This is a genomic window from Faecalibacterium prausnitzii (assembly GCF_003287405.1).
Lineage (GTDB): Bacteria > Bacillota > Clostridia > Oscillospirales > Ruminococcaceae > Faecalibacterium > Faecalibacterium intestinale.
The window spans coordinates 55343-80815 of the sequence record NZ_PRLD01000008.1; the positions used below are offsets into that span (position 1 = coordinate 55343).

A 25473-nucleotide genomic window follows, 5' to 3' on the forward strand; every position below is an offset into this window, starting at 1 on the left:
CCCGGAAGGCTCGCAGACCTTCCGGGCTTATTCTTTTCAAAAGTAATTCGCAATCATTCCGAAACTGCATTCTGCAGTTTCAGCACGCCTGCCTGCGTCAGGCGCTTACGCAGCAGCGCACCCACGATGCAGGAAACCACGATCTTGCCCAAGTCCAGCGCAATGAAGGGGTAGACACAGACGGTCAGCGCGTAGCCCAGCTCGCACTGCATCTGGAACACGAACCATGCCGTGCCCAGCACATAGCAGGCAGCATCGCCCAGCACCAGGCCCACAGCGGAGATCACCGGGTTGCCCTTGCTCTTTTCAATGAACATACCGCCGATGAAGGCCAGCAGCAGATAGCCCACCAGATAACCGCCGGTAGGGCCTGCCAGCTTGGCAAGACCGGCGCCGTAGCCGGAGAACACCGGAATGCCGATGGTGCCCAGTGCCAGATAGAGGACCACGCTCAGGGTGCCGAACTTCGGCCCCAGCAGCCATGCGGTCAGGCAGATGACAAAGTTTGCCAGCGAGATGGGCACGGCTCCGATGGGCACGGTCAGCGGGCCCAGCACGCACAGCACGGCAGCCATCACAGCGGTAACGGCCATCTGGTAGGTAGTCAGTTTTTTGTCTTTCATAGTCAGTTTTCCCCTCTGTTTTTTCGTTATGCAAGGCATCTGTGCCCGAGTATACCGCACCGGTGCGCCGCAGGTCAACGGAAAAGTTTGCAAGGGGTTTACAATCAACAGATATATTGTAATCCGTCGAAAAATATGATATTCTAAGAATACGGCGCTGATTGCATAATCGGTGGTCATGCTTTCCCATCCCGCAGCACTGCTTCTTCCTGTACATGGAACGAACCAGCGGCTTGTGGGAGGAGAACTTTTTTGAGCCAAGTCTCCCCAAGCCCTGAAGGCGAAGGGAGGGATGTCAGATGGATCTGTCGGAGATGCTGAACCTGCTGATGGTCATTCTTACGCTGTTGGGATTGATCATCGAGGTGATCCGCCTGACCCTTGAGGTCATGGATAAAGCTTCACAGAAGAAAAACGATGACAACAAAAAAGATTGACCGCCCCAGTCTACCAAACTAGCGGTCAATCTTTTTGACTAATGCGGGATGGAAAGCTGACCTTTGCAGTCAGCGCCCCTTCTGTTTATAGTATAATCGCATCATCGTGTTTTGTCAAGGAGGTTCCCATGGGTGGAGGTCATGTATCGCGGCCGGATTTCGGGATGCCGCAGCCGGATGCGGCGTACCCGCTGACCGAGTTCTATCTGCTGGCGCAGCAGGCGCTGGAAAAAAGCGGCAGCTTTATGCTGCCCGCCCTCTACGCAGGGCTGCACGCCCCTGCCCGGCGCATCTACCGGGAGGAAGCCGCCGGGTATTTACAGCTTGCGGCTGCCCCGGCAGATGGCTTGACCCGGCTGCTCTCCCCTGCCCGGATGCAGCTTTTATACAGCAGCCTACAAGTGCAGCCGGACGGCACCCCCGCCGCCCTTTTGCTGACCGAAGAGTGCACCCGCCTGACCGTGGCGGTGCAGCTGCTGCCGCCCTTTGTGTGGGAGGACCCGCTGCCGCCGCTGCCGGATGTACCGGCGGCGCTCACCCTGCAATTGACCATGCAGGACGTGATGGCGATTGACACCGCCCCTGCCGCACTGGCGCAGAAACTGGTGCACGGCGCCGATGGCAAATGCTGGCTGCACCACCCCAAGGCCGAGACCTTTCTCTCTGAGCGGCTGGCGCTGCTGCAAAGGGTCTATAAATAAGGAAGGGCTCCCCTCTTTTACTTTTTTGCGATTCCGTGGTATACTGACCGGTAAACCGGCAGGATATCCAACCTCTGTCGGAGAACGTGGACACACCTTGCGGTCCGGTGCGTCCGGCACACAAAAAATGGAAGGAACCGGGTTTTGTTCTGCAATAATCGGGGATGCTGAGCCGTATATTGAGTGAACGTCCCCGTGAGAACCACAAACATTCCATCGAGAAGCCCGCTTCCGGGCATCCAAGGAGAGTTTATACAATGGGACAGCTGACCAGAAACGAAGTTTTTACCTTGGCGGTGCAGCGTTACAGCGACACCGTCTACCGCACTGCGGTGCATAATTGCCGCTGCACAGCCGATGCTGAGGATGTGGTGCAGGATGTGTTTGAAAAGCTGCTGCACTACAACGGCATCTTTGAGAGTGAGGAGCATCTCAAAGCATGGCTGCTGCGGGTGGCCATCAACCGCTGCCGGGACCTGACCCGCGCCGCCCACCAAAAGGACACCGAGCTGGACGAGAACCTGCCCGCCCCCGATGTCCTTGCGGAGGACGGCAGTGTGCTGGATGCCATCCGCACGCTGCCGGAAAACTACCGCAATGCCATCTATCTGCATTACTACGAAGGATACACTGCGGCAGAGATCGGGCGGATGATGGCGGTGCCCACAAACACGGTACTAAGCTGGCTGCGGCGCGCACGGGCACAGTTACATACGATGCTGAAGGAGGAGATCGAAGATGAGGTGGTATGAATACAAGATGGAGGTCGATGACCTGACTGCCCCGGACGATCTGAAGGCAAAACTGCTGGCCATGACCGACACCCTGACTGCAGAGGAAAAGGCTGAGCCCATGATGGCCGCCCCTGCCCCGCAGACCGCTGCACCCGCAGCACCCCTGAACACCGAAACCAAGAAGAAAAAGCCCATCCACTTCCCGGTAAAGCAGCTGGGCACGCTGGCCGCCTGTCTGGCTGTGTGTGTGCTGGGTTACAGCACCCTGCATCTGGGCATCGGGATGGGCAGCGCCAAAAGCAGCGCGCCCGCCCTGTACGCAGCCGAAGGCGCTGCCAACAGCTCTGCCGCTTCTGTGGCATCGGACAGCTTTGCTGTCCAGCACGCCGCGCTGGACAGCACCCCCGAGGCGGTGAATTATAGTCTGGAGGCAGACGACCGCTCTCTGGAAACGGAGTACAGCGGCACCGGCAGCACCGAAGCTGCTGCCCCTGCGGTGGACAGCGCCAAGATCATCTACACTGCCAACCTGACGCTGGAAAGCAAGGACTACGAAGCAGCCCGCAGTGCGCTGGACAGCGCTCTTGCCGAAGCGGGCGGCTATCTGGAATCCAGCAGTGAGTATTCCAGCAGCGGCTCCAGCCGCTCGGTCAACCTGACCTACCGGGTACCGCAGGCCAACTACCAGAGCTTTCTGGAAGCTGTGGCCGCTGCCGGTAATGTGACCTACCGCAGCCAGCAGGCCGATGACGTGACCACTCAGTATATGGACGTGTCCGCGCGGCTTTCTAACCTGCAGGCACAGCGCACCCGCTTACAGCAATTGCAGGCAAAGGCCGAAAATCTTTCCGACCTGCTGCAGATCGAGGACTCCCTCACCGAGGTGCAGTCCCAGATCGAGAGCTGGCAGAGCCAGCTGGACTGGTACAGCGATCAGGTGCAGCAGTGCACCGTGTATATCGACCTGAACGAGGTGCAGACCTACACCCCTGCGGACGAGGGCTTTTTCTCCCGCATCGGCACCGCCTTTACCTCCGGCTGGGGCAACTTTGTGAACGGCTTGCAGCAGCTGGTGGTGGCACTGGCCTGTGTCTGGCCGCTGGCAGTGCTGGCGTGCGCCGCCGTTGCTGCGGTGCTTGCATGGCGCAGAAAGCGCAGCAAAAAGCAAAAGTAAAAGTTTTTTCGAAAAAGGGTTGACATTCTGCCCGACCTGTGGTATTATACTTGAGCAGTCAGCGAGAGCCGCTGAAAAGCAAAAAGTAAATATCGCGGGGTGGAGCAGTCTGGTAGCTCGTCGGGCTCATAACCCGAAGGTCGTTGGTTCAAATCCGGCCCCCGCAACCACCAAACAGGTTGAATTTTGTAAATTCAACCTGTTTTTTTGTTCTCATCTTATACCAAAAGGGATACCGGAGCATCCGCAGATGTTCCGGTATCCCTTTTTTGCTGTGATTCAGGTGCTCAGCCCTGCTGTATTGGAATCGTTTTTACGGCTCGATCACATTGAAGGTCTTTTCAAACTTGGACGCATACGCCAGCAGACGCTTCAGGGCAGTGGCATCGCCGCTTACCTGCACCTGACCGGCCTGCTGCCCCTGCATCAGGGCAAGGAGCTGCAGCCGCTTGCAGGTGACCGTGGCCTGCGCGTCCGGGCGGTTCTCTCCCGAATAGGACAGCAGAATACCGTTTTTTCGGGTCACATAAAACTTTTCGTTCACATCCGTCACGATCAGGTTCAGCGTTACGTCGTCGTTCTGGGCGGCGTTGGCGTCGGTCAGGATGGAAATGTAATCCAGCAGCATATCCACGGTCATCTCCTTCATGGCGGAGCCCAGACCATTGGCGGTGCGTGCCAGACCGGACAGATTGCCCTTGCGCAGCTCGGCAGCGCCCATCAGGTAGGCGTTGCGCCATGCGCCGGACTCTGCCTGATAGCCCAGCTGCTCCAGCGCATCGGCGCACAGGTTGCGCGCCTTCTGGTTGGACGGGTCTGCAAAGACCAACTCCTTGGTGATCTGCGCCACCCACTGATAATCGCCCTTTTCAAAATCCTTCCGTGCCTTGCGCAGAACGGCATCCGTGCTGCCCAGATATTCTACCAGCTTCTTGGCGGTATCGCTGGGCGGGAGCGGGTTCAGGTTGACCGGGTTTGCATCGTACCAACCCAGATACTTCTGGTAGACCGCCTTGGCGTTGTGCGCCAGTGTGCCGTAATACGGCCGGGTGTACCAGACCTTTTCCAGCTTTTCGGGCAGGGTGAGCATGGCGGCGACCTCAGTGGAGGTATAGCCCTGATTCATGTAATGCAGGGTCTGGTCGTGGATAAACTTATAGATGGCTGCCGTATTCAGCAGATAATCATGGATCTCCTCGCCCCAGTGCGGCCAGTTGTGGCTCTGGAACACCACATCGGTCTTGTCGCAGAAGCGCTGGTCTGCCTCGATGATGTACTTTGCCCAATCGTTGGCATCGCGCACCTCTGCGCCGCGCAGGGTGTACAGATTATGCAGCGTGCCGGTGCAGTTTTCCGCCATCCAGAGGGCACGGTATTTCGGGAAATAGGCGTTCATCTCGGCAGGGGCTTCGGTGCCGGGGGTCAGCTGAAATTCGATCTCCAGCCCGTCGATGGTCAGCTTCGGAACATCTTCCCCGATCTCGTAAGTAGGAGCGATGAGGGCCACCGTACCGGTGGACTGTCCCATGCCGATGCCCACGCTCAGCGCACCCTTTTCGCCCTTGTCAAGCACCGTGCCGTACTGGAACTGTGCGCGCCGCGCCATGGCGATGCCTGCATAGACATTTTCGCTGATGGCGTGCTTCAGAAAGCCCGCCGGCGCAAGCACAAGGGTCTTGCCGGAAGCCAGCTGCTTTTTAAGCGAAAGCTTTGCATCCGCTACCTGCTCCCGGGTAATAACGCCTTCCACGCCGCCGAAGTGATCCACATGAGAGTGGCTGTACAGCACCGCCTTGATGTCCAGCGGGCCGAAGCGGTTCTCCATCAGCTCCTTGGCAGCCTTCATGTTTTCCTTGCACATCAGCACATCAAACACGATCCAGCCGTGGTCGGTGCGGATAAAGGTCGTATTGGCCATATCAAAGCCGCGCACCTGATAAATGCCGTCGCACACTTCAAACAGACCAGCTTTGGCGTTGAGTTGGGTATTCCGCCACAGGCTGGGGTTTACAGTGTCTGGAGCATCCCGGTTCAAATCGCCGTAGCTCTGCAGATCCCATGCAGATCTGTTATCATCACCATCGATGATCCTGCCTTCCGCGTTGTCCAGCCAGCCGCGCTCGGCGTTGGCAAACTCCCGCCGGTCAGAAAAATCCAGCTTTTCATACCATTCGGCGTTGGCCTCTGCTGTGATGGTCGTTGCGCCTTCGGTCTCGCCCGGCTGGGTGGGATCCTTGAAAATGTCTGTGATAAAATTCAGGCCGTTTTCTGTGGTATTTTCCGCAGCATGGGCAGACAGAGATGCGCCGCACGCCAGCATTGCAGCAGCCGAAGCTGAAATAAAATTCCGACGGGTCATTTTCATAGCAGGTTCCTCCTTATTACGGATCAGTTTGTGCGGACGACCGGCGGCTGCCATTCTGTCAGTGCGGCGGCATCCGGTTTATAGATACGAAGGAAGAGGTGGAAATCTCCCTCTCCTACCGGCAGCCAGTTGGTCGTGTCCGCCGGTGCCTCTTTGGAAAGGGTGATATCGATCGAGCCGTCCGGATTACGGTGCAGACCGGAGCGGTCGTTGACGCAGTAGCGGTCAATGGGGTTTTCAATGAGGAAATCGCTCTCCCCGTAGGCGGTCACCGACCAGAAGCCCTTTTCCAGTGTGGGAGGATCTGCCTCGATATGCAGCGTATAGGTCTTTTTGCCGGTCAGGACTGTGCCGGTGCTGTCCACATCTGTTTTAGGGTAGATGGCAACATCGGTGGTGTTGGCACCCAGACCCCGCAGCGCCACCATGGTACGGTAGGTATATGCTGTGCCAAAGTTGCCGATGGGGTCGCCGAAATAGATCCACTGACCCATCTGGCGTGTATAGCGCTCCGATTCGCTTTGCAGCTTTTTCTTCAGCTGGAGCAGCATCAGCTTCCAGCGCAGCCCGCTGAACAGACCCAGCGCCTTGTCATCGAACTTCTCACCGGGGCCGACATGCAGTGCTGCAAGCTCCCGGAGTACCGGCGCATCTGCCGCAGCGGGCGGGTTGGTTTCCATCAGCTGGTTAGCGGTATCAAAGAATTCCTTTGCGTCCATAGCAAGAACGTGCTTTACCGGCACAAAGTCATTGGCAGGGTCATAGCTGCCTGCGGGGGCGGTCCATCCACCCGCCTGATAGGCGGAAAGCGGCATCAGCTGCATCTTATCCTGAATAGCCCGGACGTTGGGCAGGTCCTCCTGTCCGGAAAGCACGATGCGGGCAATGGTCCAGACCATCGTGGTAGGCACATCAATGCGCTGCACCCCTTCCGGCAGTTCGCCCTGCCAGTCTGCACGGGTAATGGCATAAAGCCCCGGCGTTTCCAGCACAGCGGCGGTGTTTGTCCACGCATCCAGCACCTGTACATTAAAAAAGCGGTCGGTCTGCGGCACGCCGTAGATCATTGGTTCTGCGCCGACATCCAGAAACGCCTGCGTATAGATGGTATCCACATTCGGCGTAACCACCGCACGGGTCGTTGCATCTGCCAGCTTTTCCGCATGGATGAACTGGTTGATGGGGGCCTTGTTGCTTGTAGCTGTGCGGGTGTTTGTGGAAGCCGTCCGCGTAGCATCCATGATCACCAGCGGAAAGGCGTACAGATACGCCTGCTCCAGAAGGTTCTGTGCAGCCAGCGTCTGCTGTGCGGCTGCGGCTTTCTCTACGGGCAAAAGTGTAGCTGCGCAAACCACCGCAGCCGCAGTAGAAACGTTCAAAAAATCACGGCGGGTCATTTTCATAACATGAGACCTCCTGTTATGTCTTTTGCTTTATGCGCCTTATGGGAAAAAACCATTTGGCTTTCTGTGTTCAAGATACACGGACAATGATTAAAAGTCAATGATTTTTGCATTTTCCGTAACAAAAACGTAAGTTTCAACAAAAAAGCCCGATAAAATTTGACGCAAACACCATTAAAATCTTGTACTCTGCACGATAATGTGCTATACTAAGCACATCAATTGACAACGGAGCACGGCGATGAACGATCTGCATGAATGGTTTCAAAAAAATGACCTTTGTCCGGAAAACATTTTGTATCTTTACCGCAGCGACCGTAAAACAGTCGTTCACCGCATGGACGGCGAGGAAGCTGCGCTGTATGCGCCGCTGCACAGCGTTTTGTCTGTGCTGCCGGAAAATCTGTTCCTGAACATCAGCAAGGGAATTGCGGTGTGCCGCAGCCAGATCGTAAACATCAGCAACGATGGGATCTACACCATGTCTGACGGCCGCACCTTTCAGGGACGCAAGCGCGGCCTGAGCGACCACCGCCGCCTGCGTGCAGAGATCGGGCTGGCGGACACACAGCCCCGCCCCATGAGCATGAGTCTGCTGGAAAAGTGCAGCCTGCTGGACGATATGCCGCTGGCGTTCTGCGTCATCGAGCTGGTATTCAATGAATCCGGGCATGGCGTGGATTTTATCTTCCGCTACTGCAATGCGGAGATGGCAACGATCGAAGGGGTGCCGGTAGAAGAAATGCTGAACCGCTCTTTTTACGAGGTGTTCCCCAATGGTGATAAAAAGTGGCTTGTATCGTATGCAGATGTGGCGTTGAACGGCACAAGGCACACCCTCCACGATTACAGCCCGGAGGTGGACAAATACCTGACCATCCATTGTTACCAGCCTGAACCGGGGTATTGTGCCTGCGTGCTGCAGGCCATAGACTCCTGACTTTGCAAAAGCTTTTCCGGCAGCAAAATATCTATAGCGCTTTCAAAACGGAACGGAAGATCGAATATTCCAAAAAAAGCAAGTGCATCACATCTCCCTCAAAAATTTTGGTTTTTGAGAGAACGTGTTGCACTTGCTTTTCTTTATGTGAGATTTCAGCGCAAATCGCCGCGCCATATTATCAGCGATGAGGGACGCTGTATTTTACAGCAGCCCCTTTATATTTTGGTACGGTTGTGATTCGGTTTACTTCCGTGCGATCATCTCGGTATAGGCCAGCACCAGCGGACCTACGCCCTTGGCGTCGTTGCAGACTACCGGCTCGCTGAAGTAGTAGGCCAGCGAGCCGTCACGGTGATCCTTGCCGCCCAGACCTGCCACAAGGCAGATGCCGTCCAGCTGCAAGCTGCCGTCCGGGTTCTTGGACAGGTACCGGTCGCAGGTGCCGTAGAAGGCCTTCTCTGCCCATGCAGCCATCCGCTTAGGCAGGTAGCCCAGACGCACGCCCTTGAGCACTGCGTAGGCAAACAGGGCGGTGCCGCTGGTCTCCAGATAGTTGCCCTCGGCTTCCGGGTGGTCGATGACCTGCCAGAACATCCCACTCTGCTCGTCTTGGAACTTGTGCATATCCTCCACAGTCTGCTTGAGCATGGCCATAATGCCGCGGTACTCGTTGTACAGCTGCTCGTCCATGCGCTCCAGCACGTCCACCATCGCCACAAGGAACCAGCCCATGGCGCGCAGCCAGAAGTTGGGGCTGCAGCCGGTCTCGGGGTCTGCCCAGTACATCTGGCGGCTCTCGTCGTAGCCGTGGTAGTATAGGCCGGTCTTTTCGTCCCGCATATGCTTTTTGATGTTCATGAACTGCTTGTAGCTGTCGATACAGCCCTGCATCTTGTTAAAGCGGGTCTCGTACTCCATGTAGAAGGGCTGTGCCATATAGGTGCCGTCCAGCCACACCTGCCACGGGTAGATGTCCTTGTGCCAGAAGTTGCCCTCCTTGGTGCGGGGCTGGGTGAGCAGCTGGCTGCGGATGGTGTCGATTGCCTTGCGGTACTTCTCGTCCCCGTAGATGTCATACAAGATGAACAGGTTCTTGCCCTGATTCACGTTGTCCAGATTGTACTCCTTGGGGTCGTAGGTCTTGATGGAGCCGTCCGGCTGCACAAAGTAGTCGATAAACTCCTTGGAAAACTCCAGATACTTCTCGTCGCCGGTGGTCTTGTACAGGCTCAGGCAGGCGGTGATCATGCAGCCGTCGATGTAGTTCCACTTGTTGGGCTTGCCGCTGCGCACCTTTTCGATGTTCCACATCGGTGCCTCGGCGCTGGAATTGGCGATCAGGTAGTCCACATAGTCGCCCAGCATGGACAGGATCTCTTCATGGGTCATGGGTCAGTCCTCCTCAAAATGTCCTACGTTGACAAAGTGCAGCCGCTCGCCCTCGTAGCCTTCGATCTTCACGTTGTGCAGGTCGATCTCCTTGACGTTCTCGGCATAGATGGCCAGCTTTTTCACCAGCGGACGGTTGTCGGCCATGGCGGCCTGTCCCTCCTTGGCGTTGGGGTCGAAGGTGATGCTCACATCCCGCATGGTCACCCGCTCAATGGGCTGCTCCGGCAGACCGTCGAAGTAGCAGCCCGCGAACTGGGCATCGGTGGCCACGATGTTCTCCATGGTCAGGCTGCCCAGCTTGGGGGTGTACTCGTCCACCGGCATCGGCTCGCGGCACTGCACATAGGGGCCGTGGCCGTCCGGGTCGCAGAAGTAGAACATATTGATGACAAAGGGTGCCTTGACGCCCCGCATCTCCACGTTGCGGAACACCAGCCCGTCGATGACGGCGGTGTTGCCGCGGCCGCGGCGGGTCTTGACACGCAGACCGCGGTCGGTGTGGTCCATCAGGCACTGGGTCACCACCATATCCTTGACGCCGCCGCTCATCTCGCTGCCGATGACGATGCCGCCGTGACCCTTGTCCAGCAGGCAGTTGCGGATGACAGTGTGCTCGCAGCTGCGCTTCAGCTTCATGCCCAAAAAGACCTTGCTGGCCTTCATGGCGATGCAGTCGTCACCCACATGGATGTTCATGCCGATGATGCGGATATACTCGCAGCTCTCGGGGTCGATGCCGTCCGTGTTGGGGGCGTTGTAGGGGTTGTTGATGTTGAAGTTGAGCAGGTCAAGATGCTTGACAAAGATGGGGTGGATGGTCCAGGAGAAGCTGTTCTGCACCGTGATGCCGTGCAGGCAGACGTTCTCGCTGTCCACCGCAGCCACGGCGCGGGGACGCCATGCGATGCGCTTGACCTTGGGGTTCACCCACCAGTCGCCGTTCTGGGCATCGCAGTCCAGCGTGCCCTCGCCGGTCACCACCACGTCATGCACCTGCGTGATGTTCAACAGACCGGCAAAGCTGTCCAGCGGGTTGCCCTCCCAGCCGGTCAGGTAGTACTCGTCCACCTCGTTCTCGCTGGGCAGCACGCCGGGCAGAATGGGGTAATGGGTGCGGTCGTTATCGCCCAGCAACACAGCACCTTTTTCCAGATACAGCGTGGTGTTGCTCTTCATGAACAGGCTGGCGGTGCGGTAACGGCCGGCGGGCACATACACCGTGCCGCCCTTGGGGCAGGTAGACAGCGCCGCCTGCAGCCGCACAGTGTTGTCGGTCTCGCCATCGGCCACCAGACCGTAGCGGGCAGCATCCACGAAGAAGGTCTCAGCCTCGGTGGTGAAATCCAGCTTCAGGGTCTCGCCCTCTGCCTGCACCTCCACCGTATAGGTGGTGCCGGGCAGCAGGGAGAACAGGGAGAACACGTTGGTGTTGCAGGCTTCGTATATCGTCTTGCCGTTCAGGGCAACGGTAAAGGGGTGTGCCGGACGGTAGCACAGCTCGTTTTCCAGCTCGAAAACGGCGCTGCGGGTCATGGAACGGATCAGGGTCAGATTCATGCGAAATAACCTCCTGTGAGTTTGTCTTGCCCCCACGGGGCAGACGTGGTATCATGAGGAAAAGCGCTCTCCCGGCGACCGGGAGGGCTGTTCCGGAAAGGATGCGCAAAATGAAAGCGGAACGGGAAAAGATCAACGCCAAGGTAAAGGCAGACACCGTGCGGCTGACCGGCGGCAAGCTGGAGCTGACGGCAGACGAGGAGATGTGCACCTTTCTGCTGGTAAGCGAGGGCAGCTGCACCCTGCAAATGGGGGAAAACAGTCTGCTGCTGAACCCCGGCAGCGCACTGCTGCTGGGTGCGGGGGATGCGGTGCTCACCGCCGCCGGTGCAGCCGTACCGGAGCTGGTAGGCTGCCGGTTCCCGCTCAGTGCCCTGCACGAGCTGCGCAGCACCGCCCAGCGGGATTTTGTCCGGCTGTTCGTGCCCGGGGAAGCCACGGTGCTGTACGGCCCGGTGCCGTGGACCCGCCGCCTGCGCACCCTGCTGGAGATGATGCGCACCGCCATGCCGGAGCAGGACTACCCCGGCGGGCTGTACCTGCTGCTGATCCTGCACTATGTAGAGCAGGAGTGCCTTGCCGAGAGCAGCGCCGTGGCGCGCCCCCGCAACGAGACCGTTGAGCAGGTGTGTGCCTACCTTGCCGCCAACTACCGGCAAAAGTTCTCTCTTACCGAGGTAGCGGCGCGGTTCTACCTTTCCCCTTACTATCTCAGCCGCCTGTTCCGGCGGGTGACCGGGCAGTCCATCGTGGACTACCTGAACAACCGCCGCATCGAGTCTGCGCAGAAGCTGCTGGAGACCACCGAGCTTTCCATCAGCGCTATTGCCGAGCAGACCGGCTTTGCCAGCGCCGCCCACTTCCGCCGCGTGTTCCGCGAGGTGACGGATATCAGCCCCCTGCAATACCGCAAAAAGCAAAAGAAATGATGCACCTACCAAAACACCCCCTGTGCCATCCGTTGGGAGCAGCACAGGGGGTGTTGGTCTTGGTCAGATGTTCTTATGGCGCATTAGCCCTTGACGGCACCTGCGGAGATACCTTCAACGAACTGATCCTGTGCACAGAAGAATACGATCAGCTGCGGCAGGATGGAGATGAGGGACAGTGCAAGGATCTTGTTCCAAGCAAAGCCGGTATCACCGTCCATGGACAGCTTGACGAACAGGGACATGGGGTACTTGCCGGGGGTGCTGACGTAAAGCAGCGGGCCCATAAAGTCGTTGCAGCTCCACATGAACTGGAACAGTGCGCAGGACACCAGAGCGGGTCCCAGCATGGGCACGATGACCTTGTACAGGGTCTGGAAGGAGGAGCAGCCGTCAATGGCGGCAGCCTCGTCCAGATCACGCGGGACGTTGCGCATGAACTGCACCAGCTGGTACACGAAGTAGGTCTCGGTAGCAAATGCGCAGTGCACCCAGATGGCCAGATAGAAGGGGCTGTCGACCCAGCCGAACTTGTTGTACAGCAGGTACTGCGGCACGTTCAGCACGACCTGCGGCAGGAACAGGGTGGCCAGCATGATGTTGAACAGCAGCTTGCGGCCGGGGAAGTCGAAACGGCCAAAGCCGTAAGCGGCAATACAGGCAGACACCACAGTGCAGATCACCTTGGGGAGAACGTAGCTGTAAGTGTTGAGCATGGCCTGCAGGATGTTGATGGAGCCGCCGAAGTTGTTCAGGGCGTTGCGGTAGCCATCCAGCGTAGGCTTTTTGATCCACAGGCTGATGCCTGCAAAGATCTCGCTGTTATCCTTGAAGGTAGCGCTGATCATCCACAGCAGAGGATAGATCATGATGATGCCAACCAGGATCAGCACGAAGTACTTAAAGAAGGTTGCGATCTTATTCGATGCTTTCATTCCCATATTGGTCACCTTACCTTTCATCCGAGTAGTAGACCCACTTCTTCTGGCTGGTGAACGCAATGATCGTCAGGATGCAGACGATGATGAACATGATCCAGGCCAGAGCAGAAGCCATGCCCATGTCGTAGGACTTGAATGCGTAGTTGTAAACCAGCAGGGAGATCAGGGTAGTGGAACCACGGGGACCACCGTTGGTGATGATGTAGGGGCCGTTGAACTCCTGGAAAGCCTGGCAGATCTGAGTGACCAGGTTGTAGAAGATGATGGGGGTGATCATCGGAACAGTGATGGAGAAGAACTGACGCCACTTGCCGGCACCATCGATGGTAGCAGCCTCGTACAGGTCTGCGGGCACGCCCTTCAGTGCAGCAAGGAACAGCACCATGGCAGAGCCGAACTGCCATATACGCAAAAAGCAGATGATCCACAGTGCGTAGTTGGGGTCAGACAGCCACTCGGGGCCCTGCACCGCACCAAAGGTGACAGCGCGCACCACGGTGTTCAGCAGACCGTCCACGCTGAACACAGCCTTCCACAGCACGGCGATAGCCACAGAGCCGCCCAGAATGGAGGGGATGTAGTACACGGTGCGGAACAGGTTGACGCAGGCGATCTTGAAGTTCAGGATGTAGGCGATGAACAGCGCGAAGATCAGCTTCAGGGGCACGGTGATAAAGGCGTACTTGAAGGTGATGATCAGCGCCTTGGTGATCTTTTTGGTGTGGAATGCGGTAATGTAGTTGGCCAGACCAACAAAGCTGGTGCCGTCCTTGAAGAAGTTCATATCGGTAAAGCTGTAATATAGCGACTGACCGAAGGGGAACGCCTTAAAGACGAGAAAGCCGATGATCCAGGGGATCAGATAAAACAGGCCCTGATATTTATCGACCCATTTCTGGAACGGAGTTCGTGCGCCTGCGGGCGCATTACTTTTTTTCATCCGAAGTCCTCCTTTTACAGGATTTTGAAGCAGACAGTGCAGCAGGTCACAGACCGGCAACAATTCATTCAAGGTTTGATAACCATTCACCGATAAAACAAGGGCATCTGTCGTACGGGCGGCAGATGCCCCTATTTCATTCAGAGTATCGCTGCCGGTTCAGGCTGCTGTCAGTGCAATAAGCTTAGCCGACGGTGTAGCCAACAGACTCCATGCCGTCCAGCAGAGTCTCGACAGCCTCTTCGGGGGTCTGATCGCCGTAGTCGATGTTGTCGAACACTTCCTGATAGATGCCGGTGCCGGAAGCCTTCAGGTCGTTGTTCTCGAACAGGGGATCCAGCTTGTTGGTGGTGAATGCCATGACCTTGGCATTTGCGTCAGCAACCAGGCTCTTGACAGCGCCGGCGTCCTGAGCAAACTTCAGGCCAGCCTTGGAAGCGGGGATGCCGCACTCAGAACCCATGATGGAAGCGCCCTTCTCCTCGTTCAGCAGGAAGTTGATCAGGGTAGCAGCCTCGGCAACGTTCTTGCAGGTCTTGGTGATAGCCAGACCCATGGACACCTTGGAGAAGCCGCCGTTGTTGTCGCCGAACTTGATCTCCTCGCCGACGGTGAAGCCGTCCTTGTTGCTGTCGTCCAGAGCGGAAGCGTACTTGGTAGCAGCGGAATCCCACTCGAAGATGCCTGCGATCTTACCGGTGATCCACTCGTTGGACTGGTGGGTAGCGGTATCGGAGTTTGCAGAGTAGTAGGTCTTCAGGTTCATCATGACGTGGTTGTCCACCAGGCTCTTGATGAAGGCCAGACCATCAGCGATCTCGTCCTCGGTGTAGTTCAGGGTGGAGGTAACGGGATCTGCCCAGTCCTTGCCGTACTTGGACTCGAGGTAGAACACCATCAGGATCATACGGTCGTATGCGCCCAGGTGCATGGGGTAGTAATCGTTGCCCAGCTTCTCCTGGAAAGCCTTACCGGCAGCCATCAGATCGTCCAGAGACTTGGGGACCTCGGTGATGCCAGCCTTATTAAAGGTGGTCATGTTCCAGTAGAAGATACGGCCGGTCATGGAGACGGGCACGCACTGCTGGCTGTTGGCCACATAGCAAGCGTCCATAGCAGCGGCATCCCACTGGGTCAGGTCGATGAACTTGGAGGTGGTGTTCAGGTCCACGAACTTGCTGCCGTCGGCAGAGTAGTTGTACAGCCAGTTCCAGTTCACCTGGCAGACATCCTGTGCGTTGCCTGCGATGAAGGCAGCAGCCATCTTCTCTTCCCAGCCGGACCATGCGGCGAAGGTGGGCTCTACGGTGATGTTGGAGTGCTCAGCCTGGAAAGCCTCCAGAGCGCTCTGGTAAGCAGCGTGACGGCTGTCGCCGCCCCACCAGCTGATGCTCAGGTTGACGGGGCCGTCAGACAGAGCCAGACTCTCATCTGCGGAAGCAGCGGGGGCCTGAGAAGCAGCGGAAGAAGCGGTGGAAGAAGCAGCGGGCTTGCTGCCGCAGGCAGCCAGCAGACCTGCAGCACCGACAGCGCCGGTAGCCATCAGGAAGTTACGACGAGAAATTGCCTTGCTCATTTTTGTTCTCCTCCTAATAGAAAACATCTTCATGTAGGGGGTCTGCACATATCCCCCTTGTATACAATTATGATAACAAAAGCCACCGAAAAAAGAAAGATGCAATTTACAGTGATACGGGATAAAAACGTACAAATATTGCTCTTGTTTTTGAAAGAGATTCGACGTCCTTGCCGAAATGAATAAACTTGCGCTGAAAAACTGTGCAACTTGTATACTTCAATGACTTGCATAAAAATCTGGGATGCAACATGGGAAGAACGGCAAAAATTTCAATAATTCCTGTTACATTTACCGTTCTGCCTGTAATTTTTTATGCTCTGCCGCCCCCCGCTGCTCTCTTCTTTTCCCACTCCCTCCCCCCTCCGTCGAGTAATTGCCCAGCCCGAACTGATATATCAATAGCGCAAAAAACGTGCGTATTTCGCCCAGTTGATATATCAGTGGCCGCGAAACACAGCAAATTAATATATCAATCTGTATACAGCCTGTTGGGGATACCCCTTCCGTCTGCTCACTGTGTTCGCAGCCACCTTCCCCAAGGGCAGCGTCCTCGCCCTCTCAGTCACCTGCGGTGACAGACTCCCCCTTTTGTCGCTGCGCGACATCTTCCCCCGGAACGGGGGAAGTCTTTCCTCAAAGGGAGAGCCCTTGGCATAGCGGCAAAGTTCTCGGTTAAACCGTAAAGTTTGCGGGCGTGCCAGCTCCCCCTTGGGGGAGCTGTCGCGCAGCGACTGAGGGGCTATGGATGGAGAAGCGAAAAAAGCGTTAAAGCGATAGCGCCGACTGGCGCAGCGCTAGCTTTTTTGTGCTTCGACTTCTTCTTTAGGATTGTCAAGGGCGAGCAGCCCTTGGCCCGTTGCGGGGTGGGTGGAGTCCAGAGGTAGGGAGGGGGGAGTCGGAACACCCCTCCCTACCTTTGGCCCAGCGGAGCGTCCCTGCACGCTTGCGGCAAGCAGAATCTTCCCCCGTGAAGCGGAGCGTAGCGAGACTGAGGGGGTAACTCTTCCGCAATCCACGCAAAAAAGCCGCTGCACCCAACGCGGCGCAGCGGCTTGTATACAACATAAAAGTATCTCAGTTTTTCTTTGCAGCGTAGAACGCCCGCCGCGCTTTGAAGTAACACTGGGGGCACATACTGACATACTGCACATCGTTTTCAAGGTCGATGGCTACCTGCTCGCCCTCAAAGACGAACTGTCCGTTCACCTTGCGGCAGTTGCAGATGGCCTTGCGCCCGCAGGTGCAGATGGTTTTCATCTCTTCGATGGTGTGCGCCAGCTCCAGCAGACGGGTAGAGCCCGGGAAGCCCTTGAGGGAAAAATCTGCCCGCAGACCGTAGCAGATCACCGGGATGTTCAGATCTACCGTGACCATGAACAGCTGCTCAGCCTGCTCCGGGGTAAAGAACTGGCTCTCGTCGCACAGCACACAGGCCAGCGGGCCAGAAGCATCGTTTGCCGCCTTCACGGCTTCGAACACGTTCAGCTCCGGCGGGATCAGCAGGTCTGCCTTGCGGCGCACGCCCAGACGGCTCACCAGCTCCCCGCCGCCCTTGGTATCCACCTGCGGCTTTAAAATGAGCACCTTCATGCCCTGCTCTTCGTAGTTGTGTGCCACCTGCATCAGCGCCGTGCTCTTGCCGCTGTTCATGGCACCGTAGCGGAAATACAATTTTGCCATGCCGTCACTCCTGATTGCGCAGACGGTAGCCCAAGCTCATCAGGCTGTCGCCCAGATGGACGTTTTCCACCACCACATTGGGGTAAGACACCGACAGGTCATAGTGGGAGAAGTTCCAGAAGCCCTCGATGCCCAGATCCACCAGCCGTCCGCTGACCTGCTGTGCACCATCGCGGGGGACGCAGAGCACCGCCACCTTGGGCTTGTTTTCCTCACAGAAGGCTTCCAGCTCGTCAATGTGCCGGATGCGGATACCGCTGATCTCCTTGCCCACCTCGCTCTCGGCCACGTCAAAGGCCGCGATCAGCTTGTAGCCGTTGGTATCGGTGGTGATAAAGCGGCTCACCGCCTTGCCCAGACGGCCGCAGCCGATCAGAATGGTGGGCAGACGGTCGCCGTTGCCGAACAGCAGGCTTTCCAGAATGGAAAGCAGGTTCTCCACCGAGTAGCCGATGCCCTGTCGGCCGTTCACGTCACCGATGCAGTTGAAGTCCTGCCGCACCTGTGAGGCGGTGGTGCCCATCTGAGAGGCCAGCTCCCGGGAGGAGATGCTGGTAATGCCGTCGGCCTGCAAGGAGCGCAGATACCGGTAATATTTGGGGAGACGCTTGATCACAGGGATCGATGCTTTTTGGGGGGTGTTCATAGCAAAATTCTCCTTTCTGCCCAACGCGCTGCAGCTTCTGCCGCCATGCAAGGGGCTTCTTTGCGCGCAGAGAGATGTTCCATTTTATCCTATTATATTATTTAAAGTATACAGCATGAAAGGCGAATGTCAAATACCTATTTATAAAAAAGCAAAAAATTCACAAAGTTTTTTGTTTCTTTTCTCCTGTATACTTCCCCGGTTGCCGGGGGATACTGACCCCACAAAGACCCCGCTACGGAAGGAGAACGCGCATGGATACGGCAAAAGACACCCCCGCAGAGCAGCACCGGATGGAAAAAGAGGATATCGAGGATCTGGGCACGGTCACCCTGAGCCGGGGCGGTCATGTCATCCACTGCCTGACCGTCATCGGCCAGATCGAAGGACACACCGAAGCGCCGCAGGGGCAAAAAACCACCAAGTACGAACACGTCATCCCACAGCTGGTGGCGGTGCAGGAGGACCCCCGCATCGAAGGGCTGCTGGTGCTGCTGAACACGGTGGGCGGCGATGTGGAGACCGGTCTTGCACTGGCAGAGCTGATTGCCAGCATCTCCAAGCCCAGCGCCACGCTGGTGCTGGGCGGCGGGCACTCCATCGGCATCCCGCTGGCGGTCAGCGCGCGGCACAGCTTTATTGTGCCCACCGCCACCATGACGGTGCATCCGGTGCGACACTCCGGGCTGATCTTGGGCGTACCGCAGACCATGCACTGCTTTGAGCAGATGCAGCAGCGCATCACCGGCTTTGTAGCCGCCCACAGCGGTATGCCCGAAAAGCGCTACACCCAGCTGATGCTCCACACCGGGGAGCTGGTCATGGACATGGGCACGGTGCTGGACGGGTGCCGCGCCGTAAAGGAAAAGCTGATCGATGAACTGGGCGGTCTTTCGGACGCGCTGGCGTGGCTGTATAAGGAAATTGAGCAGGGGTGAAGCTTTGCAGCTTTCCCTCAGCCAGACGATTTGAACTGCGCTCCGCGTTGCTCTGCGCAGAAACAGCGGAAAAATTATTTTTTATTTCGCGTTTGTCGCGCTCTGCGGAGCGCTCCAAACGCCTTTTCACGAGAGGGGCTGGGCTCGTTCCATTTTCCTCAAGAAAAACAACATTATGGTTTGCCATTTTTGCCCTTGCGTGGTACAATAGTAGAATCAATTATTGTGTCTATGGGAAGTTGGGGAACAGAGTAGAATGGCAACGAAAAAACGAAAATCAACGAAACGGCGTACTGCTGCCCGCCGTAAAAAGGCAGAACAGCGGCTCCCGGCAGGGCTTGGCACACTGTTTGGCGGCCTGCTGCTGATGGTGCTGGCCTTTGTGCAGGGCGATTCCGTATGGCGGGTGCTCCATGATGTGCTGTTCGGGCTGTTCGGCTGCGGCAGCTTTGTGCTGGGTGCGGCCGTGTGCTGTCTGGCCGTTTTGTACACCCGGGGCGAGGAGCTGCTGTCCCGCATCCTCAAGCTGGTGCTAGGGCTTGTCTTTGTCTGCGGCACGGTCATCGTGTTTTCCGATATCCAGCCGCAGGGGCTGTCGGCGCTGCAAATGCTTTCTGCCTGCTACGCCAACGGCGTCAACGCATGGCTGTCCGGCGGCGCAATAGGCTTTGTGCTGGGCGGCGTGCTGCTTTTGCTGTGCGGTCGCCCGGCGGCAAACCTCATCATGATCGTGCTCTTGCTGTGCGGCAGCCTGTACATTTTCGATATCACCCCCGCCGAGGTCTGGGTCTGGCTGTGCGCCGTCACCGGCGGCATCCACGCCCGCGGCTCTGCCTTTGCAGAGCAAAGCGCCGCCCGCCGCGCCGAGCGTGCCGCCATCCGGCAGGCAGAGCGGGAGATCGACGAGGAATACGACGAAACCGAGGACGAGCCGCTGGACGAGGAGGACGAGCCTGCCGTGCTGCATCTGGGGGTGCCGGACTGGATGTCCGGCGTGCTGCGCTGGGGGCATAAGGTAACGCAGGAGATGGAAGCAGACGCGGCGGACACCGAAGCTGCGCCCGCCGCCCCTGCCCAGCCGGAACCTGCCACACCGCCCATCACCCCGGTGCGGGTCAGCATTGCGCATCCCCGCGCCGCCTTTGACGTAGACCTTGGCCCCGACCACACTGCTCTCTCCGAGGGTGGCAGCGAGCCCATTGAGCCGCTGATCGTTGGGCCGGGCGGCACCTTCGGGCAGGATCCGCTGCACCCTGCACCCAAACCCACGCCGCCGCCCATCGTGGCAGACCCGGTAGTCACCGCTGCGGCAGATTTCTTTGCCAAAGATGCCCCCCAGCCGGAAGAGCCTGCCCCTGCCCCCGCTTTTGATACTTCCATCGTCCAGCCGACAGCGCCGGTAGTGCAGCCGCAGATGCCGCCGCAGCCGGAAGCTGCGCCCATCCAGCCCGCCGTGCCCCGGGTGAGCGCCGAGAACGCCGTGGCGTTCCGCTCTGCGCCGGACGAGGACGGCTGGATCAGCATCACCGCCGAACCGGTGGAGGAAAAGGACATCAACTCGCTGGTGGCAGCGGCCATGGAAAAACCCGCCGTCTCCGAGCAGGCAGCCGCTACTGCCCCCACCGAGGAAGCCGAGCCGGTGGACAGCTACGAGTACCAGTACCCGCCCATCGAGCTGTTTGAAAAAACGCAGGAGGAAAGCGACCCCGGCGCACAGGAGGAGCTGAAAGCCAACGCCCAGAAGCTGGTGGACACGCTGGAAAGCTTCGGCGTGCGCACCCGGGTGCTGGATATCTCCCGCGGACCTTCTGTCACCCGGTACGAGCTGCAGCCCATGGCAGGCGTGAAGATCAGCCGCATCACCTCGCTGGCAGACGATATCGCCCTGAACCTTGCGGTGGCTGACGTGCGTATGGAAGCCCCCATCCCCGGCAAGCCCGCCGTGGGCATCGAGGTGCCCAACCACAAAAAGACCGCCGTTTCCATCCGCAGCATCTTTGAGAGCCAGAGCTTTCTGCGCATGACCTCGCCGCTGGGCATCGCCCTTGGCAAGGACATTGCCGGTGTGGCGCAGGTGACCGACCTGTGCAAGATGCCCCACCTGCTCATCGCGGGCAGCACCGGCAGCGGTAAATCCGTGTGCGTGAACAGCATCATCATGAGCCTGCTGTTCCGCTCCAGCCCGGAGGACGTGAAGCTGCTGCTCATCGACCCCAAGGTGGTGGAGCTGGCCGAGTATAACGGCATCCCCCACCTGCTGATGCCCGTTGTCACCGAGCCCCGCAAGGCCGCCGGTGCACTGGGCAGCGCGGTGCAGGAGATGGAGCGCCGCTACCGCCTGTTTGCAGAGAACAACGTGCGCGACATCAAGTCCTTCAACAAGCTGGCTGCCGAGCAGCCGGAGCTGGAAAAGATGCCCTACATCGCCATTATCATCGATGAGCTGGCCGATTTGATGATGGTGGTGGGCAAGGATGTGGAAGATTCCATCTGCCGCATCGCTCAGAAAGCCCGTGCCGCCGGTATGCACCTGATCGTTGCCACCCAGCGCCCCAGCGTGGACGTGATCACCGGCCTGATCAAGGCCAACATCCCCAGCCGCATCGCCTTTGCGGTGTCCAGTCAGGTGGACAGCCGCACCATTCTGGACGGTGCCGGTGCAGAAAAGCTGCTGGGTCAGGGCGATATGCTCTTTATGCCCGTGGGCGCACCCAAGCCCACCCGTATCCAGGGCACCTTTGTGCGGGATGAAGAGATCAGCCGTGTGCTGGACTTCATCAAGTCCAGCGCCACCGTGCAGTACGACGAAGCCATGATCGAGGCCATGGAAAAGCACGCCATTCAGGACGGCAAAAAGGGCGGCGGCGGTGCCGACGCCGAGGAGGACGCAGGCTCCGACCCCATGTTCAAGCAGGCCGTGGATGTGGTCATCGACGCCGGTCAGGCGTCCACCAGCCTTTTGCAGCGCCGCTGCAAGCTGGGCTACGCCCGCGCCGCCCGCATCATGGACGAGATGGAGCAAAAGAGCATCATTGGCCCCTACGAGGGCGCAAAGCCCCGCGCCGTGCTCATCAGCCGCCAGCAGTGGCTGGAAATGCAGATGAACCAACCGGAGGAATAAAACAAAAGCGCGCTCGCCCTCTCCGTCAATGCTTACGCATTGCCACCTCTCCCAAAGGGAGAGGCCTTGGCAGTCCGGCAAAGTTTCCGGTTTCGCCAGAGGCTCTCCCTTTGGGAGAGCTGGACGCGAAGCGGACTGAGAGGGCGAGGACGCTGCCCGTGTTCAACCAAGAATGAGGATATCAGTAAATGGACAACACTTCTCCCCAGATCTACACCGAATTTCTTCCCATCAGCCGGGCGGACATGGAAGCCCGGGGCTGGGAGCAGCTGGACTTTGTGGTGGTGGGCGGTGACGCCTATGTGGACCACCCCAGCTTTGGCACTGCCATCATCAGCCGCCTGCTGGAAGCCGAGGGCTACAAGGTGGGCGTGCTGGCGCAGCCCCGCTACACCGACTGCGAGGACTTCAAGCGGTTCGGCAAGCCCAAGTACGGCTTTTTCATCGGCGGCGGCAACGTGGACAGCATGGTCAGCCACTATTCCGTGGCAAAAATTCCCCGCGCCGAGGACGAATACTCCCCCGGCGGCAAGTCCGGTGCCCGCCCGGACCGCAGCGCCACCGTGTACACAAAGCTTGCCAAGCAGGCTTACCCCGACCTGCCGGTGATCTTAGGTGGTCTGGAAGCCAGCCTGCGCCGGTTTGCCCACTACGATTACTGGCTGGACACCGTGCTGCCCAGCATCGCGGAGGACTCCGGCGCGGATATCATCAGCTTTGGCATGGGCGAGCACCAGACCGTGGAGATCGCCCGCCGTCTGGCCGCCGGGGAGCCGGTGGAGAGCATCACGGACGTGAACGGCACCTGCTACCTGACCGATTTCGACCACCTGCCTCAGCGGTATGTGGAGTGCGCCGGTTTTAAAAAGGTTGCCGCCGACAAGACAGCCTACGCCAAGGCCTGCCGCATCCAGATGGACAATCAGGACGTGGTCAGCGGCCAGATCATTGTACAGAAGCAGAGCGAAAAGTATCTGGTGCAGAACATCCCCGCAAAGCCGCTGGTGCGCGGAGAGCTGGACAAGGTGTACGCCCTGCCCTACACCCGCCGCTACCACCCCATCTACGAGAGCATGGGCGGTGTGCCCGCCATCCGCGAGGTGCAGTTCTCCATCATCCAGAACCGCGGCTGCTTCGGCGGCTGCAACTTCTGCGCCATCCAGCTGCATCAGGGGCGGCGGGTCACCAGCCGCAGCGCCGACAGCATCGTGGAGGAAGCCGAGCGCATGACCCACGAGCCGGATTTCAAGGGCTACATCCACGATGTGGGCGGCCCCACCGCAAACTTCCGCTTTCCCTCCTGCCGCGAGCAGATGCTGCGCGGGATGTGCACCGGCGGCAAGCACTGCCTTGCCCCCACTACCTGCTCCCACATGATCGTGGATCACAGCGACTACCTTAAAATTCTGCGCCGGGTGCGGGAGCTGCCGGGCGTGAAAAAGGTGTTCATCCGCAGCGGTATCCGGTTCGACTACCTGATGGCTGATCCGGACGATACCTTTTTTAAGGAACTGGTGGAGTACCATGTGTCCGGCCAGCTGAAGGTCGCCCCGGAGCACTGCGCCCCCAACACCCTTGCCTACATGGGCAAGCCGCCCATCGAGACCTTCAACAAGTTCAAGGATAAGTTCTACGAGCTGAGCAAGAAGGCGGGCAAAAAGCAGTATCTGGTGCCCTACCTCATGTCCAGCCACCCGGGCAGCACCCTGAAGGACGCGGTCTATCTGGCCGAGTACCTCTATAAGAACCATATGCGCCCGGAGCAGGTGCAGGACTTCTACCCCACCCCCGGCACGGTGAGCACCTGTATGTTCTATACCGGCCTTGACCCCTACACCCTCAAGCCGGTGTTTGTGGAAAAGACCCCCGAGGGCAAGGCTTTGCAGCGTGCACTGCTGCAATACTACGAGCCCCGCAACGCCGAAAAGGTGGTCAAGGCCTTGCAGCTGACCCACCGGGAGGACCTCATCCCCCTGCTGGTGCCCGCCGCAGGCCGCCGCGCCGTGCAGCGCACCGCACGCCGGGCAGAAAGCGCCGAGGTGACCATCCACAATGACGGCACTTATACCGTACATTCCAGTCAGAAGGGGCGCAGCACCGGCAAAAATGCCCGCACCGCCGCCCCGGCAGGCCGTCAGCCCAGCCCGGGCGCACGCTTTGCGCCCAACTCTGCGCCCGGCCATAAACCTAAGAATAATCAACAGAAAGAGAACGCAACGTGGAAAACTGGAAAGAAGAAAAAGTAACCCTGTTCCCCCGCCGCCTGTTCCTGCGGCTGGCTGCGCTGGCGCTGGCCGCTGTGCTGGCGCTGGGACTTACCGCCTGTGACAGCCTGCCCGGCGACGGCGGCCATATCGTCAAGCCATCCACCGGGTCAAGCCAGCCCTTTGAGATGCACTTCATTGACGTAGGGCAGGCACTGAGCGTGCTGGTAGAGTGTGACGGACAGTTCATGCTCTACGACGGCGGCAACGTGGACGACGGCAGTCTGGTAGTCTCCTACCTGCAAAAGCAGGGGGTGCAGCAGCTGCAATATGTGTTCTGCTCCCATGCTCACGAGGACCATGTTGGCGGGCTTGCCGCCGTGATGGCAAAGTTCCCGGCACAGCACGCTTACAGCCCGGTGACCGAGAGCAGCACCAAATGCTTCAACGATTTTGTCAAGTATACGCAGCAGCAGGGTCTGCAATTGGAAGTGCCCTCCGTGGGCACGGTCTGGCCGCTGGGCAGCGCCACCGTCACCATGCTTGGCCCGGTAACGCAGTACAGCGACACCAACAATACCTCGCTGGTGCTGCGCATCGACTACGGCAACACCAGCTTTCTGCTGACCGGCGACATGGAAAAGACCGCCGAGACCGACCTTGTGAACAGCGGTGCCAACCTGAAAGCCGATGTTTTGCAGGTGGGGCACCACGGCTCCAGCACCAGCACCGGCTACCTGTTTCTGAACGCCGTTCTGCCGGAAATGGGCGTCATCTCCTGCGGCACGGGCAACAAGTACGGTCACCCGCACGAGGAGACGTTGAGCATCCTGCGGGACGCAAAGGTGGACGTCTACCGCACTGACCTGCAAGGCACCATCACCATTGGCAGCGATGGTCAGAACTTCACCGTGGGCACCGAGCACTTTGTACCGGACAGCCAGCTGAACCCCACCGACCCGTCGTCCTCCAGCACCGCGCAGCAGGCTTACATCGGCAACGTGAACAGCAAAAAGTTCCACCTGCCCACCTGCGCCAACCTGCCTGCGGAAAAGAACCAGATCCGCTTTTCCAGCTATGACGAAGCCATTGCCGCAGGCTATACTCCCTGCGCAAGCTGCATCAAATAAAAAGCGCACTCCCCCGGTCATGACCGAGGGAGTTTT

The 25473-nt window shown here is 58.5% G+C and carries 20 protein-coding genes and 1 tRNA gene; 11 read left to right on the top strand and 10 right to left on the bottom strand.

Annotated elements, in window-relative coordinates; all coding sequences use genetic code 11:
- Positions 1-53 precede the first annotated feature (53 nt).
- Positions 54-623, bottom strand: coding sequence for a biotin transporter BioY (locus C4N24_RS09180; RefSeq protein ID WP_112091156.1), 570 nt, complete (start codon positions 621-623; stop codon positions 54-56).
- Positions 624-922: 299 nt separating this feature from the next.
- Between C4N24_RS09180 and C4N24_RS15360 the strand changes: the two genes are divergently transcribed.
- From C4N24_RS15360 to C4N24_RS09200, 5 genes are all read left to right on the top strand, one after another.
- On the top strand, positions 923-1060 hold the full coding sequence (locus C4N24_RS15360; RefSeq protein ID WP_005920549.1) for a hypothetical protein: 138 nt from the start codon (positions 923-925) through the stop codon (positions 1058-1060).
- 128 nt (positions 1061-1188) lie between these two features.
- Positions 1189-1761: a hypothetical protein gene (locus C4N24_RS09185; protein ID WP_112091157.1), complete on the top strand. Its 573-nt coding sequence runs from the start codon at positions 1189-1191 to the stop codon at positions 1759-1761.
- Between the two features lie 257 nt (positions 1762-2018).
- The gene (locus C4N24_RS09190) at positions 2019-2513 is read left to right on the top strand and encodes an RNA polymerase sigma factor (protein ID WP_055186376.1); all 495 of its coding nucleotides are present in this window, start codon (positions 2019-2021) and stop codon (positions 2511-2513) included.
- Positions 2500-3669 carry a DUF4349 domain-containing protein gene (locus C4N24_RS09195; protein WP_112091158.1) on the top strand — a complete coding sequence of 390 codons (1170 nt, stop codon included), beginning with the start codon at positions 2500-2502 and terminating at the stop codon, positions 3667-3669. Before C4N24_RS09190 ends, C4N24_RS09195 begins: the two co-directional genes overlap by 14 nt.
- A gap of 93 nt (positions 3670-3762) precedes the next feature.
- Positions 3763-3839: transfer RNA gene (locus C4N24_RS09200), tRNA-Met, on the top strand.
- Positions 3840-3982: 143 nt separating this feature from the next.
- Here the strand turns inward: C4N24_RS09200 and C4N24_RS09205 are convergent.
- Together C4N24_RS09205 and C4N24_RS09210 are read right to left on the bottom strand one after the other, a co-directional pair.
- Complete coding sequence (locus C4N24_RS09205; protein ID WP_242983227.1) at positions 3983-6034, bottom strand: alkyl/aryl-sulfatase; 2052 nt, start codon at positions 6032-6034, stop codon at positions 3983-3985.
- A gap of 23 nt (positions 6035-6057) precedes the next feature.
- The gene (locus C4N24_RS09210; protein WP_242983228.1) at positions 6058-7437 is read right to left on the bottom strand and encodes a DUF1254 domain-containing protein; all 1380 of its coding nucleotides are present in this window, start codon (positions 7435-7437) and stop codon (positions 6058-6060) included.
- A gap of 241 nt (positions 7438-7678) precedes the next feature.
- Between C4N24_RS09210 and C4N24_RS09215 the strand changes: the two genes are divergently transcribed.
- Positions 7679-8377: a LytTR family transcriptional regulator DNA-binding domain-containing protein gene (locus tag C4N24_RS09215; RefSeq protein WP_112091159.1), complete on the top strand. Its 699-nt coding sequence runs from the start codon at positions 7679-7681 to the stop codon at positions 8375-8377.
- Between the two features lie 246 nt (positions 8378-8623).
- Here the strand turns inward: C4N24_RS09215 and C4N24_RS09220 are convergent, their stop codons facing one another.
- Positions 8624-9769 carry a glycoside hydrolase family 88/105 protein gene (locus C4N24_RS09220; protein ID WP_112091160.1) on the bottom strand — a complete coding sequence of 382 codons (1146 nt, stop codon included), beginning with the start codon at positions 9767-9769 and terminating at the stop codon, positions 8624-8626.
- A gap of 3 nt (positions 9770-9772) precedes the next feature.
- Positions 9773-11329 (bottom strand): glycoside hydrolase family 28 protein, encoded by a 1557-nt coding sequence (locus tag C4N24_RS09225; RefSeq protein WP_112091161.1) that lies wholly within the window; start codon positions 11327-11329, stop codon positions 9773-9775.
- Positions 11330-11439: 110 nt separating this feature from the next.
- On the opposite strand from C4N24_RS09225, the gene C4N24_RS09230 reads away from it, so the two are divergent.
- Positions 11440-12258 carry an AraC family transcriptional regulator gene (locus tag C4N24_RS09230; RefSeq protein WP_242983229.1) on the top strand — a complete coding sequence of 273 codons (819 nt, stop codon included), beginning with the start codon at positions 11440-11442 and terminating at the stop codon, positions 12256-12258.
- An 83-nt stretch (positions 12259-12341) separates the two neighbouring features.
- Here C4N24_RS09230 and C4N24_RS09235 read toward each other — a convergent pair whose 3' ends face one another.
- The 5 genes from C4N24_RS09235 to C4N24_RS09260 all read right to left on the bottom strand — a co-directional run bounded on the left by C4N24_RS09235 (position 12342) and on the right by C4N24_RS09260 (position 18044).
- Complete coding sequence (locus tag C4N24_RS09235; protein WP_431733129.1) at positions 12342-13193, bottom strand: carbohydrate ABC transporter permease; 852 nt, start codon at positions 13191-13193, stop codon at positions 12342-12344.
- Positions 13194-13209: 16 nt separating this feature from the next.
- Positions 13210-14139, bottom strand: coding sequence for a carbohydrate ABC transporter permease (locus C4N24_RS09240; RefSeq protein ID WP_112091164.1), 930 nt, complete (start codon positions 14137-14139; stop codon positions 13210-13212).
- A 184-nt stretch (positions 14140-14323) separates the two neighbouring features.
- Positions 14324-15715: an ABC transporter substrate-binding protein gene (locus C4N24_RS09245; RefSeq protein WP_112091165.1), complete on the bottom strand. Its 1392-nt coding sequence runs from the start codon at positions 15713-15715 to the stop codon at positions 14324-14326.
- A gap of 1077 nt (positions 15716-16792) precedes the next feature.
- Complete coding sequence (locus C4N24_RS09255; protein WP_112091167.1) at positions 16793-17398, bottom strand: thymidine kinase; 606 nt, start codon at positions 17396-17398, stop codon at positions 16793-16795.
- A 4-nt stretch (positions 17399-17402) separates the two neighbouring features.
- Entirely contained in the window at positions 17403-18044 is a 642-nt protein-coding gene (locus C4N24_RS09260) for a redox-sensing transcriptional repressor Rex (RefSeq protein WP_112091168.1), read from the bottom strand.
- A 254-nt stretch (positions 18045-18298) separates the two neighbouring features.
- Here C4N24_RS09260 and C4N24_RS09265 point away from each other — a divergent pair, with 254 nt between their 5' ends.
- The 4 genes from C4N24_RS09265 to C4N24_RS09280 all read left to right on the top strand — a co-directional run bounded on the left by C4N24_RS09265 (position 18299) and on the right by C4N24_RS09280 (position 25437).
- Positions 18299-18982, top strand: a complete 684-nt coding sequence (locus tag C4N24_RS09265) for a ClpP family protease (RefSeq protein WP_112091169.1) — start codon at positions 18299-18301, stop codon at positions 18980-18982.
- A 256-nt stretch (positions 18983-19238) separates the two neighbouring features.
- On the top strand, positions 19239-22103 hold the full coding sequence (locus C4N24_RS09270) for an FtsK/SpoIIIE family DNA translocase (RefSeq protein ID WP_112091170.1): 2865 nt from the start codon (positions 19239-19241) through the stop codon (positions 22101-22103).
- 188 nt (positions 22104-22291) lie between these two features.
- Positions 22292-24349 carry a YgiQ family radical SAM protein gene (locus C4N24_RS09275; RefSeq protein ID WP_112091171.1) on the top strand — a complete coding sequence of 686 codons (2058 nt, stop codon included), beginning with the start codon at positions 22292-22294 and terminating at the stop codon, positions 24347-24349.
- On the top strand, positions 24322-25437 hold the full coding sequence (locus C4N24_RS09280) for a ComEC/Rec2 family competence protein (RefSeq protein ID WP_112091172.1): 1116 nt from the start codon (positions 24322-24324) through the stop codon (positions 25435-25437). The genes C4N24_RS09275 and C4N24_RS09280 overlap by 28 nt, the downstream gene beginning before the upstream one ends.
- Positions 25438-25473 lie beyond the last annotated feature (36 nt).

Coding starts and splice junctions, on each gene's coding strand:
- C4N24_RS09180 (WP_112091156.1), bottom strand. CDS start 623: ATGAAAGACAAAAAACTGACTACCTACCAGATGGCCGTTACCGCTGTG.
- C4N24_RS09210 (WP_242983228.1), bottom strand. CDS start 7,437: ATGAAAATGACCCGCCGTGATTTTTTGAACGTTTCTACTGCGGCTGCG.
- C4N24_RS09240 (WP_112091164.1), bottom strand. CDS start 14,139: ATGAAAAAAAGTAATGCGCCCGCAGGCGCACGAACTCCGTTCCAGAAA.
- C4N24_RS09255 (WP_112091167.1), bottom strand. CDS start 17,398: ATGGCAAAATTGTATTTCCGCTACGGTGCCATGAACAGCGGCAAGAGC.
- C4N24_RS09215 (WP_112091159.1), top strand. CDS start 7,679: ATGAACGATCTGCATGAATGGTTTCAAAAAAATGACCTTTGTCCGGAA.
- C4N24_RS09245 (WP_112091165.1), bottom strand. CDS start 15,715: ATGAGCAAGGCAATTTCTCGTCGTAACTTCCTGATGGCTACCGGCGCT.
- C4N24_RS09230 (WP_242983229.1), top strand. CDS start 11,440: ATGAAAGCGGAACGGGAAAAGATCAACGCCAAGGTAAAGGCAGACACC.
- C4N24_RS09225 (WP_112091161.1), bottom strand. CDS start 11,329: ATGAATCTGACCCTGATCCGTTCCATGACCCGCAGCGCCGTTTTCGAG.
- C4N24_RS09235 (WP_431733129.1), bottom strand. CDS start 13,193: ATGAAAGCATCGAATAAGATCGCAACCTTCTTTAAGTACTTCGTGCTG.
- C4N24_RS09220 (WP_112091160.1), bottom strand. CDS start 9,769: ATGACCCATGAAGAGATCCTGTCCATGCTGGGCGACTATGTGGACTAC.
- C4N24_RS09185 (WP_112091157.1), top strand. CDS start 1,189: ATGGGTGGAGGTCATGTATCGCGGCCGGATTTCGGGATGCCGCAGCCG.
- C4N24_RS09190 (WP_055186376.1), top strand. CDS start 2,019: ATGGGACAGCTGACCAGAAACGAAGTTTTTACCTTGGCGGTGCAGCGT.
- C4N24_RS15360 (WP_005920549.1), top strand. CDS start 923: ATGGATCTGTCGGAGATGCTGAACCTGCTGATGGTCATTCTTACGCTG.
- C4N24_RS09195 (WP_112091158.1), top strand. CDS start 2,500: ATGAGGTGGTATGAATACAAGATGGAGGTCGATGACCTGACTGCCCCG.
- C4N24_RS09265 (WP_112091169.1), top strand. CDS start 18,299: ATGGATACGGCAAAAGACACCCCCGCAGAGCAGCACCGGATGGAAAAA.
- C4N24_RS09205 (WP_242983227.1), bottom strand. CDS start 6,034: ATGAAAATGACCCGTCGGAATTTTATTTCAGCTTCGGCTGCTGCAATG.
- C4N24_RS09260 (WP_112091168.1), bottom strand. CDS start 18,044: ATGAACACCCCCCAAAAAGCATCGATCCCTGTGATCAAGCGTCTCCCC.
- C4N24_RS09270 (WP_112091170.1), top strand. CDS start 19,239: ATGGCAACGAAAAAACGAAAATCAACGAAACGGCGTACTGCTGCCCGC.
- C4N24_RS09275 (WP_112091171.1), top strand. CDS start 22,292: ATGGACAACACTTCTCCCCAGATCTACACCGAATTTCTTCCCATCAGC.